Source organism: Pseudonocardia sp. HH130630-07, assembly GCF_001698125.1.
Classification (GTDB): domain Bacteria; phylum Actinomycetota; class Actinomycetes; order Mycobacteriales; family Pseudonocardiaceae; genus Pseudonocardia.
This window is the reverse complement of record NZ_CP013854.1, coordinates 1,466,227-1,481,071: the sequence shown is the minus strand read 5'-3', so window position 1 is coordinate 1,481,071 and position 14,845 is coordinate 1,466,227. Positions and strand designations below refer to the sequence as shown.

Here is a 14,845-nt window from a genome sequence, read left to right as displayed (position 1 = left end):
CCCGTCGCCGTTCGTCGGGGGGCGGCGGCGGGACCCGCTCGCCGACCCCCGCGCGGTGGCCGCGCCCCGCGCCGACTCCCGTTCCGATCGGGCCCCATGGGTCCGTGCCGGCGCCGTGCCAGCGCCGTGCCAGGGCCGTGCGTGCCCCGGCGGCCAGGCTGGCCGCATGAACACTCCCGCGATCGAGGTCGACGACCTGGTCCGCACCTTCGGCGACGTCCGCGCCGTCGACGGCATCTCCTTCACCGCCCGCCCGGGCCAGGTCCTCGGCCTGCTCGGGCCGAACGGCTCCGGCAAGACGACGACCGTCCGGATGCTCGCGACTCTGCTCGCACCGACCGGCGGCCGGGCCGCCGTGCTCGGGCACGACGTCGTCTCCGACGCCCCCGCGGTCCGCCGCCGGATCGGCCTGACCGGCCAGTACGCCGCCGTCGACGACGCGCTCACCGGCCGGGACAACCTCGTCCTCATCGGACGCCTGCTCGACCTCCCCGCCCGCGTCGCCCGCGCCACGGCCGCCGACCTGATCGACCGCTTCGGACTCGCGGAGGCCGCGGGCCGCCGTGTCCGCACCTACTCCGGCGGCATGCGCCGGCGCCTCGACCTGGCCGCCAGCCTCGTCGGTGACCCCGAGGTGCTGTTCCTCGACGAGCCGACCACCGGCCTGGACCCGCGGCACCGCAACGAGGTGTGGGACACCGTCCGCCGGCTCGCCGCGGACGGGGTGACGGTCCTGCTCACCACCCAGTACCTGGAGGAGGCCGACCAGCTCGCGCACGACCTCGTCGTCCTCGACCGGGGCCGGGTCATCGCCGAGGGCACGGCGGCCGGGCTCAAGGCCCGGATCGGCGGCCGGCTGCTGCATGTACGGCCCGCCCTTCCGGCCGACGCTCCCCGGGTCGCCGCCGTCGTCGCGGCCGAGACCGGATCGGAGCCGTCGACGGCACCGTCCGGCGAGGTCAGCGCGTCCGCGGCGGACCCGCGGGCGCTGCGCCGCACCGAGGACCGGCTGACCGCCGACGGCGTCGCCATCGCCGAGATCGGCCTGCGGCTGCCCAGCCTCGACGACGTCTTCCTCACCCTCACCGGCCACGCCGTGGCCGCCGCCCCCACCGGAGGGACCTCGTGACCACCACCGCCACGCCCCCGTCCACCCGGACCGCTCCACCCGACCGCGAGACCCCGTTGCTGCCGCCGGTGCTGCGCCACAGTGCCGCGCTCGCCCGCCGCGGCATCGTCAAGACCGTCCACTCGCCGGAGGCGCTGCTCGACGTGACGCTGCAGCCGGTCATCTTCCTGCTGCTGTTCGTCTACGTCTTCGGTGGTGCGATCTCCGGCAACAGCGCCGAGTACCTGCAGTTCGCACTGCCCGGCGTGCTGTTGCAGACGGTCGTGTTCGCCTCCGCGGGCACCGGCGTCGGGCTGGCCGAGGACCTGAAGACCGGGATCTTCGACCGGTTCCGCAGCCTGCCGATCCCGCGGTCGGCCCCGCTGGTCGGTGCGATCGGCGCCGACCTCGTCCGCTACGTCGCGTCCGGGCTCATCATGCTCGGCTTCGGGTTCGTCCTCGGCTACCGGACGCCGGTCGGACCGCTCGCGATCGCCGGGGCGTTCGCCCTGGTCGTGGCGTTCGCGTTCGCGATGTGCTGGATCTTCACCACGCTCGGGGTGCTGGTCCGCGAGCCCCGGTCGGTGCAGGGCATCGGCGCCATGATCATGCTGCCGCTGACCTTCGCCTCCTCGGTCTTCGTACCGGTCGAGACGATGCCCGGCTGGCTGCAGACCTTCGTCGAGATCAACCCGGTGTCCCGGTGTGCCGACGCGGTGCGGGCGCTGCTCGGCGGGACCCCGGCCGGGGGTGCGGTCACCGCGTCCCTGCTGACCTCGGCCGTCGTCGTCGCGGTGTTCGCACCGATCGCGGTGGCGATCTACCGGCGCCGCACCTGAGCGGTCACCCCAGCCGGTCGACCACCTGCGCGAACTCGTCGAGGGCCCGCAGCGACTCGCTCTCCCCGGCGGTGGGCAGCAGGAACGTCACCCGCTCCACCCCGGCGTCGGCGTAACCGGAGATCGAGGCGGCGTCCGCGGGCGCGGCGAACAGCGTGGTCGGCACGTCCGGCCTGCCGCGGTCGGCGAGCTCGGCGCGGACCCGGCTGATCTCCTCGGGCGGGGTGCCACCGCGCGGCAGCCAGCCGTCGGCGTGACCGGCGAGCCGGTCCAGCGCCGCCCGGCTCTCCCCGCCGACGTAGATCGGCGGGTGCGGGGACCGGGCCGGCTTCGGCCAGCAGAAGGAGCGCTCCAGGTGCACGTGCTCGCCGTGGAACTCGGCCTCGTCCTCGGTCCACAGCAGCTTCAGGGCCTGCAGCTGCTCGTTCATCAGGCGGCCCCGGGTCGTCGGGTCGGCGCCGTGGTTGCGCATCTCCTCGCGGTTCCAGCCGGCGCCGACGCCCAGCATCAGCCGGCCGCCGGAGATCAGGTCGAGGCTGGCCGTCTGGGTGGCCGTGTGGATCACGTCTCGCTGCGGCATGAGGATGATCCCGGTGCCGAGCAGCAGGTCCGTCGTCACCTCGGCCATCGCCGCGAGCGTGACGAACGGGTCGAGCGTGCGGTAGTACTGCCGGGGCAGGTCGCCACCGCCGGGGTACGGCGACTCCCGGCTGGTCGGGATGTGCGAGTGCTCGGCCAGCCACACCGAGTCGAACCCGCGCTCCTCCAGGGCCCGCCCGAGCGGAGCGGGCCGGATGCCCTCGTCGGTCACGAACGTTGCGATGCCGAACTTCATACCGGCGGATACCCCACCCGGTACCCGGGCACTCCTACCGGCTGCGCGCCGCGGTGGCCGGGCGCGGGCGGGGTGCGACGTCGCGGGGGACCGCGCGCCCACGGGCCAGCGCGGCGTCGGTCCGCTCCGGGCCGAGCGCGGCGCGGACACCGTCGCGGGTGGCGACGACCTCGGGATCGCCGAGGTGCAGCGTGCCGCGCCGGTCGATCGCGATCCCGAGCAGCTCACCGGCCCGGTCCGGGTCGCCCTCGGCCAGCGCCCAGCGTGCCGCGGTCTCCGCGACCTGGCCGAGCACCGGCCCGTCCTCGCTGGCGAGGGCGGCGTCGGCGGCGTGATCGAGCAGCGGGCGGGCCCGCTGTGGCCGTCCGAGGTCCAGCTCGACGGCGGCGGCCATCATGTGCAGCACCGCGTCGCGCTGCAGCAGCCCGGGGCCGGGCGGCACCGGTTCCCACACCGTGTCCAGCAGTTCCAGGGCCCGGTGCGGGTTCCCGAGCCGGCGTTCGACGTCCGCGTGCCCCCAATCGAACCAGCCGGGCGTCTCCGGCTGCGGGCGGTCGCCGAGGTCGACGAGTGCCTGCCGCATCTGCTGCCGGGCCGTCGCCGCGTCCCCGTCGCGGGCCGTGACGTGGGCGAGCTGCATCCGGTACTGCGGCAGGTCGTCGAGGTTGCCCAGCTCGCTGGTCAGTGCGATCGCCTCCCGGTAGGCGGCGGCCGCGGCCGCCCGGTCCCCGGCGAAGTCCTCCAGCTCGCCGAGGGAGAGCACGACCACGCCGAGACCGAAGCGGTCGCCCACCTCGCCGAACAGCCGGTGCGCGATCCGCAGGTGGGTGCGCTGGACGTCCAGATCGCCCCGGTTCTCCGCCCCGAGCGCGACGATCTCGGCCGCCGCGGCCCGCAGCCACGGATCGCCGTCCCCGGCGGCCAGCGTGAGCAGATCGGACTCGTCGCCGTCGGTGAACGCCCGCGACACCGGCCCGGCGAGCGCGACGACCGGGTGCAGCGGCCGGGGCAGGTCGCCGATGGCGTCGAGCACGGCGTCGATGTCGGCCCGCACGGTCCCGGTGTCGCCGTGCCCGGCCAGCAGGAGCGCGTGCATCGTCCGGTTCAGCGCACCCGCCGGTCCGGTCCCGGCGGCCGGCAGCGCGGCGACCGTCGCGGACCGGTGCAGCAGCGTCGGCTGCTCGCCCCGGATCAGCCAGCCCCAGCTCAGCGCGGCCAGCAGCCGGTGTGCCCGGTCCGCACGACCGGCGTCGACGGCCCGGTCCAGCGCCCGCACCGCCTCCCCCTCGACGGACCGCACGACGCCGAGCCAGTCCAGCTGGGCACCGGTCCGCAACCGCGGCTCGCCCGGCTCCAGCACGCCGAGCACCCAGTCCCCGTGTGCCCCGGCGATCCACTGCTCCTCCGCGGACTCGGCGAGCCGGGCCAGCGAGTACTCGCGGACCGTCTCCAGCATCCGGTAGCGCGTCGGTGCCCCGTCCGTGCCCGCCACGGCCACGACCAGCGACTTCTCCACCAGCGCGGCGAGCAGGTCCCACGGGTCGCCGCCGGGGTCGGACGCACCGCACACCGCCCGGACCGCGGCGGCGTCGACGGCCCCGGCGAAGATCCCGAACCGGCGGGCGAGCGTGCGTTCGGGATCCTCGAGCAGGTCCCAGCTCCAGTCGACGACCGCGCGCAGCGTCCGGTGCCGGGGCAGCGCGGTGCGGGCGCCGCCCACCAGCAGCCGGAACCGGTCGTCGAGCCGCGCGAGGATCTCCCCGGTGCTCAGCGTGCGGACCCGCGCGGCCGCCAGCTCGATCGGCAGTGGCTGGCCGTCGAGCCGGCGGCAGAGCGCGGCGACGGTCCGGCCGTCACCCGGATCGAACCCGGGGACGACGGCGGCGGCGCGGTCGGTGAACAGCCGGGCGGCCTGCTCGTCGTCCAGAGCGCCGAGCGGGAGCAGGTGCTCGCCCGGGACACCCAGCGGCTCCCGGCTGGTCGCGAGCACCCGCAGCCCTCCGACGGCGGTGAGCAGGTCGTGCACGAGCTCCGCGACCCCGGCGACGAGGTGCTCGCAGTTGTCCAGGACGAGCAGCAGCTCGCGCCCGGCCAGCGTCGCCCGCAGCCGGGCCAGGGTGTCGGACCCGCCCCGGTCGGCGACGGCCAGGTCCGGCCCGCCGACCGCGTGCAGGACGGCCGCCGCGACCTGGTCGGTACCGGTGAGCGGGGCCAGCTCGGCGACGGCCGCCGCGCCGTCGGACCGGCGCAGCACCTCCTCGACGATCCGGGTCTTCCCGGTGCCGCCGGGGCCGGTCACGGTGACCAGACGGGCGGCACCGAGCAGCGCCTGCAACCGCGCGAGATCGTCCGCACGGCCGACGAACGAGGTCAGGGCCGGGCTGCGGTGCCGTGCCGCCGGACCGTCGCCGCGCCGTGGCCCGGCGTCCTCCGGGGTGTCCTGGGGCGCACCGGTCACCGCGGGTGCCGTGGGCCGGGTGTCAGGGGCGTCGTGCAGCAGCTCGGCGCGGGCGTGGCGGAGCTCGGGCCCCGGGTCGACGCCCAGCTCCGTGGCGAGCGCCGTGCGGGTCCGGTCCAGGACGTCGAGCGCGTCCGCCCGGCGGCCGGTCGCGTGCAGGCTGCGGGCCAGCGCGACGGCCGCGGACTCCCGCAGCGGGTGGTCGTCGAGGACGGCGGTCAGTGTGTCCAGCCCGGCACCGGGGGCCCCGTCGGCGAGCCCCCGCCCGGCCAGCTCCTCGGCCGCCGTCGCGCGGGCGTCGGCGAGCCGCACGGCGACCGGCCCGGCGAACGGCAGCTCACGCAGGTCCGCGAGCGGTGCCCCGGCCCACAGGGCCAGTGCCCCGGCCAGCAGTTCCCGGGCCCGCCGGGGATCCGCTTCGCCCGCGGCCCCGGCCCGCAGCTCGGCGAACCGCAGCGCGTCCACCCGGTCCGGGGCGACAGCGAGCCGGTAACCGCCCGCGGCACCGACGACCCGGTCCGGGCCCAGCACCCGCCGGAGCCGGGTGACCAGGGACTGCAGCGCGTTCGGGGTGGCGGGCGGGGTCTCGCCCCAGAGCGCGTCGACCAGGGTCGCGGTGTCGACCACCCGCCCGGCGTCGAGTGCCAGGCGGGCCAGCAGCCCGCGCAGCCGCAGCCCGGCGACGCGCAGCTCGGCGCCGTCCGTGCCCAGCACGGACACCGTGCCGAGCAGCCGGATCCACATCGGGCGTCATTCTGCACCGCTCCGGTGCCGGGGTGGGTGCCATTCCCGGGCGCGCACCCGCCCCTCCGGCGTCAGCCCTGCGCGGAGAGCCGCTGCAGGAACAGCGCCTCGGCCAGCACGCCCCGGCCGAACATCTGCAGGTGCAGGCTCTCGTCGATCCCGTGCCAGCGGCTCGCCGGGTCGCCGACGCCGGTGACCAGCACCGTCGCCCCCGGGAAGGTGCGGGCGAACTCCGCGATGAACGGGATCGAGCCGCCGATGCCGGTCTCCACCGCGGTGTTGCCGTAGGCGGTGGCGAAGGCGGCGCGCGCGTGGTCGTAGACCGCACCCGTCGCCGAGAGGCTGAACGGCTCGGCGACGCCGGACTCGGGGGTCACCGTCACGTGCGCGCCCCACGGGACGTTCGCCGTCAGGTGGTCGGCCAGTGCCTGCTGGGCCCGCAGCGCGTCCTCTCCCGGGGCGAGCCGCATGCTCACCATCGCCCTGGCCCGGGGGAGCAGCACGTTGGAGGACTCGGCGACGGCCGGGGCGTCGATGCCGAGCACGGCGACCGCCGGGGCCAGGTTGACCCGGTCTCCGACGCTGCCGGTGCCGAGCAGCTCGACGCCGTCGAGCAGGCCGACGTCGCTGCGGTAGGTCGCCTCGTCCGGGTCGGGGGCGTCGGAGCTGCTGCGGGCCAGGCCGGGAACGGCGACCTCACCCTTGTCGTCGTGCAGCGTCGCGAGCGTGCGGCAGAGCGCGGTGAGCGCGTCGCCGACCGGCCCGCCGTACACCCCGGAGTGCACCGGGCGCTCCAGCATCGACACCTCGACCACCACCGCGACGAGCCCGCGCAGGCTCGTGGTCAGGGCGGGCACGTCGACCGCCGGGTTCGCCGCGTCGGCGATCACGATCACGTCCGCGGAGAGCTTCGCGTGGTGCTCGGCCAGCAGGGCGCTCAGGGTCGGGGAGCCGGACTCCTCCTCGCCCTCGATGAACAGGGTCACGCCGACCGGGGGCGTCCCGCCGTAGGCGCGCAGGACCGCGAGATGGGTCATCACGCCGGCCTTGTCGTCGGCGGCGCCGCGGCCGTAGAGCCGCCCTTCCCGCTCGGTCGGCTCGAACGGCGGGCTGGTCCACTCGTCGTCACCACCGGTGGGCTGGACGTCGTGGTGGGCGTAGAGCATCACGGTCGGCATGCCCTCCGGGGCGGGCCAGTGTGCGACGACCGCGGGTGCGCCGCCGTCGGCGGCGACGATCTCCACCGTCGCCGCCCCGGCGTCCCGGGCCAGTGCCGCGACCGCGTCCGCGCTGCGCCGGGTGTCCTCGGCGTGCGCCGGATCGGCCCAGATGCTCGGGATCCGGACCAGCGCCTCCAGGTCGGAGCGGGCCCCCGGCAGCACGTCCTCGACGGCGGCGGAGAGTGCGGCGGACGGGATGGGCTGCTGCTCGGCCATGGGCCCGGATGCTACGCGTGGGTCACCTACCGGGCCGCCGGTCACCGATCGTGGCGGCGGCGGTGGGTGGTTCGTCGCTACTGTCGGCACCATGTCCCGATTCCTGGCGACGTTGCTGGAGTCCGCGACGGGTCCCGACGGGGACGCCCGCGGTATGACGACGGGTGAGCCGCGGGAACCGGCGCGGCAGTCCTGGGCGCAGGTGCACCGCACGGCGACGGCGAACGCGGACGCGCTGCGCCGGCCCGGCGAGGGGGAACCGGGGCTGCCGTTCGGCGGCGCCGTCGGGATCCTGGCCGGTGAGCCGGCGTCCATCGCCCCGGCCGCCCAGGCGGTGTGGCTGTGCGGCGGCAGCGTGACGATGCTGCACCAGCCGACACCGCGCACCGACCTCGCGGTGTGGGCGGCGGACACGGTGACGACGCTGCGGATGATCGGCGCCTCGATGGTGCTGCTGGGCCCGCCGTTCGACGCGCTCGCCCCGGTGCTGGCCGAGCAGGGTGTCCCGTTCCGGACGCTGGACTCGCTGACCGGCGACCCGATGGCGTTCACCCCCGCGGCCGACGTCGCCGACGAGGACGACACCGCGTTGCTGCAGCTCACCAGCGGTTCGACGGCGGCGCCCAAGGCCGTGCGGATCACCCACGCGAACCTGCACGCGAACATCGGCTCGATGGTGGCCGCGTCCGAACTGGACGTCCGCCGGGACCGGATGGTCTCGTGGCTGCCGCTGTTCCACGACATGGGGATGGTCGGGTTCCTGACCGTGCCGATGACGGTCGGGCTGGACCTGGTGACCGTCACCCCCGCGGACTTCCTGTGCCGGCCGCGGCTGTGGGCCGAGCTGATCTCCCGCTACGGCGGCACCGTCACCGCGGCCCCGAACTTCGCCTACGCGGTGCTGGCCCGCCAGCTCGGCCGGGTCGACGACGGCGAGCTGGACCTGTCGCCCCTGCGGATCGCGCTGAACGGTGCCGAGCCGGTCGACCCGGCTGCGGTCGAGGCGTTCACCGCCGCCGGGGCCCGGTTCGGCCTGCGCCCGGAGTCGGTGCTGTGCGCCTACGGGATGGCCGAGACCGCCCTCGGGGTCGCGTTCGCACCCGTCCACACCGGACTGAAGGTGGACCGGGTGGACGCCGAGTCGCTGGAGGCGCACCGGCGCGCGGAACCCGCCGGGTCCGGTCCGGCGCGTGGCTTCCCCGAGCTGGGGCCGCCGCTGCCGGGCATCGAGGTACGGGTCGTCGGCCCCGACGGCGCGGGCCGGGGGACGCGTGAGGTCGGGGTGCTGCAGCTGCGCGGTGAGGCGGTCACCCCCGGCTACCTGACCGTCGACGGCCCGCTGGCGACCCGGGACGCCGACGGCTGGTTCGACACCGGTGACGAGGGCTACCTGACCGACGACGGCGCGGTCGTCGTCTGCGGGCGGGTGAAGGACGTCATCATCATGGGCGGCCGCAACATCTATCCCACCGACATCGAGCGGGCCGCCGGCGAGGCGGACGGGGTGCGGGCGGGCAACGTCGTCGCGGTCCGGATGCCGGCCGGTGACGGGCGGCGCCGGGAGTCCTTCGCCGTCGTGCTGGAGGCGAAGGGCGTCGACGACGAGACGGCCGCGAAGAGCCTGCGCGACGACGTGATCCACCGGGTGTTCACCGCCGTCGGGGTCCGCCCCGCCGAGGTCGTGGTCCTGGGCCCCGGCACCCTGCCGAAGACCCCCTCCGGCAAGCTCCGCCGCGCCGCGACCGCCGACCTCCTGACGCCCACTCCCTGACCGCCCCGCCCCTGACCCACTCATGGAGCTTCAGCCTCGTCAGACGAGGCCGAAGCTCCATGAGTGCGAATCGGGGAGAGTGCGAATCGGGGAGGGGCGAGCGAGCCCGGGGAGGGGTGCGCGTGCGGGGGGTCAGCCCGAGAGGGGTGGAAGCGGTTCTGGGTCGGTTCCAGGCCCTCGGCGAGGAGGGACTCGGCGGCGTCGGCGGCCAGGTCCAGACCGAGGTCCAGCTCCTTGTTCTCGACGCCGGAGAACCGCTTCAGCACGTAGTCGGCCGGGTCCTGACGCCCGGGGGGCCGCCCGATCCCGAAGCGCACCCGCAGGTAGTCCTTCGTCCCGAGTGCCTTGCTGATCGAGCGCAGGCCGTTGTGCCCGCCCTCGCCGCCGCCCCGCTTGAGCCGGACGACGCCGAAGTCGAGATCCAGCTCGTCGTGGACCACGATCACCTCGGTCGGCGGGATCGAGAAGTACGCCACGAGCCCGGCGACCGGGCCGCCCGAGAGGTTCATGTAACTGCGCGGGACGGCCACGGTGACCGGCCGCCCGGCGAGCCGGCCCGACGCGACGTCGGAGTTCGACCGCTTGTGCGCGGAGAACCGGCCGGCGCCGGCCCGCGCCGCCAGCAGGGCGGCGACGCGGGTGCCGACGTTGTGCCGGGTCCCCTCGTACTCCGGGCCCGGATTCCCGAGCCCGACGACGAGCGCGGGCCCCGGCACGGGGCTCACTTCTCGGAGTCGCCCTCGGCAGCCTCGTCCGAGGCACCCTCGGCGGACTCCTCGGACGCCTCGGCCTGCTCCTCGTCCGACGGGTCCTCGACGACGCCGGCACCCTCGGTGTCGACCTCGGCCTCGAGGTCCTCCTCGGTCGGGGCCGGGACGACCTGCACGACCAGGTACTCCTCGTCGGTGCGCAGCTCGACGCCCCCCGGGAGCTTCAGGTCCTTGGCGTAGACCTGGGTGCCGATCGCGGCGTCCTCGACGGACACCTCGATGCTCTCCGGGATGTTCAGCGCGTCGGCCTCGACCAGGACGGTGTTCATGTCCTGGGTGACCAGCGAGCCCGGGGCGGCGTCGCCGGAGACGACGACGTTCAGCTCGACCTCGACCTTCTCGCCACGCTTGATGACGAGCAGGTCGACGTGCTCGACGTAGGGCCGCAGCGGGTGCACGACCACGGTCTTGGTGAGCGCGAGCTGCGGCGCGCTGCCGGCGACGTCCAGCTCCAGCACGGCGTTGCGGCCCTGCTCACGGACGACGGCCGCGAACTCCAGCGACGGCAGCGACAGGTGCACCGGGTCGGTGCCGTGGCCGTAGAGGACGGCGGGGATCTTGCCGGCGCGACGGGTGCGGCGGGCGGCGCCCTTGCCGAACTCGGTCCGGGTCTCGGCGGGGATGCGGGTCTGGGCCACGGAACTGCTCCTCGAAACTTCTGCGGTGGAAAGGCGCGCGGCGAGGAGCCGATGGGGATCGGCACACGTCGATCACGGCGGGTCAGCCAGCACCCGCCCTCGCCGCGGAGATGCCGGAAGTCTACGCGACTGCTCGCACTACACCCTCGGGGGCCCGCCCGCAACGACGAACGGCGCCCCACCCGTCTGTGGTGGGGCGCCGTCGGCGGAGTACGGGGACTCAGGCGTTGCCGTCGAACAGGCTGGTGACCGAGCCGTCCTCGAAGACCTGGTGGATCGCCTCGGCGAGCAGCGGTGCGATCGGCAGCACGGTCATGCTGTCGAACCGCTTCTCGTCCGGGATCGGCAGCGAGTCGGTGAAGATCACCTCGGAGGCGCCGCAGTTCGCCAGGCGCTCGGTGGCCGGGCCGGACAGCACGCCGTGGGTGGCGGCCACGATCACGTCCGAGGCGCCCTCCTTGAGCAGCACCTCGACCGCCTTCGCGACGGTGCCACCGGTGTCGATCATGTCGTCGATGACCACGCAGCAGCGGCCCTCGATCTCACCGACCACCCGGTTCGCGACGGCCTCGTTGGGCTTGAGCGGGTCGCGGGTCTTGTGGATGAAGGCCAGCGGGGTGCCGCCCAGGGTCTCGGCCCAGCGCTCGGCCAGGCGCACGCGGCCCGAGTCGGGGGAGACGACCGCGAAGTTCCCGTCCGGCCGGGTGTCCTTGATGTGCTGGGCCAGCACCGGCAGCGCGAAGAGGTGGTCGACCGGGCCGTCGAAGAAGCCCTGGATCTGCGAGGTGTGCAGGTCCAGGGTCAGGATCCGGTCGGCACCGGCGGTCTTGAACATGTCCGCCACGAGGCGGGCGGAGATGGGCTCGCGGCCGCGGTGCTTCTTGTCCTGGCGGGCGTAGCCCCAGAACGGCATGACCGCGGTGATCCGCTTGGCCGAGCCGCGCTTGAGCGCGTCCACCATGATCAGCTGCTCCATGATCGCGTCGTTGATCGGCGCGGAGTGCGCCTGGATCACGAACGCGTCGCTCCCGCGGACCGACTCCTCGAACCGGACGAAGATCTCCCCGTTGGCGAAGGAGTACGCCGACTGCGGGGTGACGGTGACGTCGAGCTCCTTGGCCACGTGCTCGGCCAGCTCCGGGTGCGCCCTCCCCGAGAAGAGCATCATGTTCTTCTTCGGCGTGCCTGCGATCGCGCTCACCGTGCGGTGCCTCCTCGGCTGAGGTCTCTGTTGTCCCCGGCGTCGTGCCGGGGGTCGTTCTCACCGGACGTGCCGGTCGCCGGCGGGCCGGAGCCCGCCCGCTCGGCCGCCTCGGCGGCCGGGGTGCCCGGTCGCTTGCGCGGCACCCAGTCCTCGATGGTGCGCTGTGGCCCACCCGACACCGCCAGCGCCCCCGGCGGGACGTCGGAACGGAGCACCGTCCCGGCGCCGGTGTAGGCCCCGTCCCCGACCGTGACCGGGGCGATGAACATGGTGTCCGACCCGGTCTTCACGTGGGACCCGATGACGGTGCGCTGCTTGCGCACGCCGTCGTAGTTCACGAAGACCGAGGACGCGCCGATGTTGCTCATCTCGCCGATCGTCGCGTCACCGACGTAGGTCAGGTGCGGCACCTTGGTACCGGCCCCGATGTCGGAGTTCTTCACCTCGACGAAGGTGCCGATCTTGCCGCCGGCCCCGAGCCGGGCCTGCGGGCGCAGGTAGGCGAACGGCCCGACCGAGGCGCCGTCGCCGATCGCCGAGTCCGAGCCGTGCGTACGGACGACCGTCGCGCCGGCGCCGACCGTGCAGGACGTCAGCGTGGTGTCCGGACCGATCTCGGCGCCCTCGGCGACGGCACAGGTCCCGTGCAGCTGGGTGCCGGGGTGCAGCACGACGTCGGTCCCCAGCCGCACCTGCACGTCCACCCAGGTCGTCGCGGGGTCGACGACGGTCACGCCGTCGACCATCCACCGGCGCAGCACCCGGCGGTTCAGCTCGGCGCGCAGCTCGGCCAGCTGCACCCGGTCGTTCACCCCGCGCAGCAGCCACTCGTCGGCGCAGCGGACGGCGTGCACCGTGCGGCCGCCGGTGACCGCGGCCCCGACCAGGTCGGTCAGGTAGAGCTCCTGCTGGGAGTTGTCCGTGGCGAGGCCGGCGATCCCGGAGCGGAGGAAGGCCGCGTCGAAGGCGTAGACGCCCGAGTTGATCTCGGTGATCGCCCGCTGCTCGGCGGTCGCGTCGGCGTGCTCGACGATCGCGGTGACCGCTCCGCCGGAGCGCACGATCCGGCCGTAGCCGGTGGGATCGGCGACGTCGCAGGTCAGCAGCGTCACCGCGGCCTCGGTGCGCTCGTGCTCGCCGACCAGGTCCAGCAGCGTGGCGGTGTCGAGCAGCGGCACGTCGCCGTAGGTGACGAGCACGGTGCCGGTCAGGTCGGCCGGCAGCGCGGACAGTCCGCAGCGCACGGCGTCACCGGTGCCGAGGCGTTCCTCCTGGACCGCGGTCGCGACGGTACGGCCGAGCTCGTCGGCGAACCCGGCGACCGCGGCGGATACCCGCTCGCGCTGGTGACCCACGACGACGACCAGCCGGTCGGTCCCGGTCCCCGCCGTGGCGTGCACCGCGTGCCCGAGCATCGGGCGTCCGCCCAGCGCGTGCAGCACCTTCGGCGTCGCCGAGCGCATCCGGGACCCGGCACCGGCGGCGAGGACGATGCCCGCGGCGACCGCCGTCCGACCGGGGTCCGGTCGTCGGTCGGCGGCACCCTGGTGGGGCTCGGGCATGTTCGGTTCCTCCTGGTGGGGTTCACCGCCGTCCGGGCGGCCCGTGCGCTCCGTGTTCGGCCCGGCGCGCACCCGGCCCGCCCTGCCGGTACGGCATCGTACGGGGGCCGGTCGCGGGCGCCGCCGCCCACCGCGTACGCCGCGGTGCCGCCCGTCCGGGTGGATCTTGGCGAAGATCAAACTTTCGAGTGGTAACCGGCGCGGGGAGGTTTCGTTCACCCCCCAGCGCGGTCGGTTCCGTGATCGCGTCCGGAGCGATGCGGGAGTGCGATGACGCGCGAGATCGGGGGCCGCCGGCGGCGGTCCCGTGCGGTGACGGTCCTGACCACGGTGCTGGTCCTGCTGTGCGGCGCGCTGGTCGCCGCCCTGGCCGGGACGGCGTCGGCCCAGCCGCCGGACGACCGCGACGGCGGCCGGGACCGGGAGTCCTCCGAGTCCTCCGAGCGGCGCGACGACGCCGAGGGCTCCGGTGCGCGCGCCGAGGGCCGTACCGAGGGGACCCCGTGCAGCCGTGAGGCCCGGGCCTGCGTCGACCGGGCCGGCCGGAAGGCGTGGCTGATCCGCGACGGCGTCATCGAGGCCGGGCCGGTTCCCGCGGCCCCCGGTGGCCCGGGGCAGGCGACCCCGCTCGGTGACTTCTCGGTCCAGTGGAAGCACCAGGACCACCGCAGCGCCGAGTTCAACAACGCGCCGATGCCGTTCGCGGTGTTCTTCGCCCCCGGCGGCATCGCCTTCCACGAGGGCAACGTGAACTCGCCGTCGGCCGGGTGCGTCCGGCTGGACCGGGCGAACGCCGAGCGCTGGTTCGGTGCGCTGCAGGTCGGGGACCGGGTCGAGGTGCGCGAGTAGCCGATCACTCCGCTCGCCGTTGCCCGGGGCCGTTTCGGCGTGGGGTACCGGGGGGAAGGGAGTGCACGAGGACCGGTAGATGTTGACCGGTCGCGATCCGACGACGTCCGACCCCCTGGAGGAACCATGCCCACTCGTAGCGCCCGCACCGCCTGGAACGGCGGCCTGGAGCAGGGGACCGGTCAGGTGGAGCTGTCCAGCTCCGGCGCCGGCACCTTCGAGGTCAGCTTTCCGAAGCGCGCCGCGGACGACGCGGGCGGCACCACCAGCCCGGAGGAGCTCATCGCGGCGGCGCACTCGGCCTGCTTCGCGATGCAGCTCTCGGCGAACGTCGCCGAGGCGGGTGGCACCCCGGAGTCCCTCGAGGTGTCCGCGGACGTGTCGCTCGGCCCGGACAAGGAGAACGGCGGCTTCAAGCTGACCGGGATCACCCTGAAGGTCCGCGGCGAGGTCTCCGGTCTGGACGCCGACGGGTTCTCCCGGGCTGCGCAGGCCGCCAAGGAGGGCTGCCCCGTCTCGAAGGCGCTGACCGGGGTCGAGATCACCCTGGACGCCGCGCTGGAGAGCTGAGCCCCGGCCGGTCCGGGCCCGGTGCACCGCACCGGGCCCGGCGGCCTCGGCCGGAAGGACG

The 14,845-nt window shown here is 75.0% G+C and carries 11 protein-coding genes and 1 pseudogene; 5 read left to right on the top strand and 7 right to left on the bottom strand.

Going from position 1 to position 14,845, the window contains the following annotated elements; all coding sequences use genetic code 11:
- The first annotated feature begins 166 nt into the window (after nt 1-166).
- Complete coding sequence (locus AFB00_RS07065; protein WP_068796562.1) at nt 167-1,129, top strand: ATP-binding cassette domain-containing protein; 963 nt, start codon at nt 167-169, stop codon at nt 1,127-1,129.
- Nucleotides 1,126-1,947 (top strand): ABC transporter permease, encoded by an 822-nt coding sequence (locus AFB00_RS07060; RefSeq protein WP_068796561.1) that lies wholly within the window; start codon nt 1,126-1,128, stop codon nt 1,945-1,947. The genes AFB00_RS07065 and AFB00_RS07060 overlap by 4 nt, the downstream gene beginning before the upstream one ends.
- Nucleotides 1,948-1,951: 4 nt before the next feature.
- Here the strand turns inward: AFB00_RS07060 and AFB00_RS07055 are convergent, their stop codons facing one another.
- The 3 genes from AFB00_RS07055 to AFB00_RS07045 all read right to left on the bottom strand — a co-directional run bounded on the left by AFB00_RS07055 (nt 1,952) and on the right by AFB00_RS07045 (nt 7,420).
- The gene (locus AFB00_RS07055) at nt 1,952-2,782 is read right to left on the bottom strand and encodes an LLM class F420-dependent oxidoreductase (RefSeq protein ID WP_068800081.1); all 831 of its coding nucleotides are present in this window, start codon (nt 2,780-2,782) and stop codon (nt 1,952-1,954) included.
- Between the two features lie 34 nt (nt 2,783-2,816).
- Nucleotides 2,817-5,984 (bottom strand): AfsR/SARP family transcriptional regulator, encoded by a 3,168-nt coding sequence (locus tag AFB00_RS07050; RefSeq protein WP_068796560.1) that lies wholly within the window; start codon nt 5,982-5,984, stop codon nt 2,817-2,819.
- Nucleotides 5,985-6,055: 71 nt separating this feature from the next.
- Entirely contained in the window at nt 6,056-7,420 is a 1,365-nt protein-coding gene (locus AFB00_RS07045; RefSeq protein WP_068796559.1) for a dipeptidase, read from the bottom strand.
- Nucleotides 7,421-7,511: 91 nt separating this feature from the next.
- On the opposite strand from AFB00_RS07045, the gene AFB00_RS07040 reads away from it, so the two are divergent.
- On the top strand, nt 7,512-9,191 hold the full coding sequence (locus AFB00_RS07040; RefSeq protein ID WP_068796558.1) for a fatty acyl-AMP ligase: 1,680 nt from the start codon (nt 7,512-7,514) through the stop codon (nt 9,189-9,191).
- 146 nt (nt 9,192-9,337) lie between these two features.
- Here the strand turns inward: AFB00_RS07040 and pth are convergent.
- The 4 genes and pseudogenes from pth to glmU all read right to left on the bottom strand — a co-directional run.
- A pseudogene (pth, locus tag AFB00_RS07035) lies at nt 9,338-9,916 on the bottom strand (aminoacyl-tRNA hydrolase); the annotation flags it as partial.
- Complete coding sequence (locus AFB00_RS07030) at nt 9,913-10,599, bottom strand: 50S ribosomal protein L25/general stress protein Ctc (RefSeq protein WP_068796557.1); 687 nt, start codon at nt 10,597-10,599, stop codon at nt 9,913-9,915. The pseudogene pth and the gene AFB00_RS07030, both read right to left, overlap by 4 nt.
- Nucleotides 10,600-10,819: 220 nt before the next feature.
- A complete protein-coding gene (locus AFB00_RS07025) occupies nt 10,820-11,767 on the bottom strand; it encodes a ribose-phosphate diphosphokinase (RefSeq protein WP_231974408.1) in 948 nt (315 codons plus the stop codon).
- Between the two features lie 29 nt (nt 11,768-11,796).
- The gene (glmU, locus tag AFB00_RS07020; protein ID WP_083275984.1) at nt 11,797-13,365 is read right to left on the bottom strand and encodes a bifunctional UDP-N-acetylglucosamine diphosphorylase/glucosamine-1-phosphate N-acetyltransferase GlmU; all 1,569 of its coding nucleotides are present in this window, start codon (nt 13,363-13,365) and stop codon (nt 11,797-11,799) included.
- 270 nt (nt 13,366-13,635) lie between these two features.
- Between glmU and AFB00_RS07015 the strand changes: the two genes are divergently transcribed.
- A complete protein-coding gene (locus tag AFB00_RS07015) occupies nt 13,636-14,214 on the top strand; it encodes a L,D-transpeptidase (RefSeq protein ID WP_083275327.1) in 579 nt (192 codons plus the stop codon).
- A 126-nt stretch (nt 14,215-14,340) separates the two neighbouring features.
- On the top strand, nt 14,341-14,784 hold the full coding sequence (locus AFB00_RS07010; RefSeq protein ID WP_068796555.1) for an OsmC family peroxiredoxin: 444 nt from the start codon (nt 14,341-14,343) through the stop codon (nt 14,782-14,784).
- The last annotated feature ends 61 nt before the right edge of the window (nt 14,785-14,845 follow it).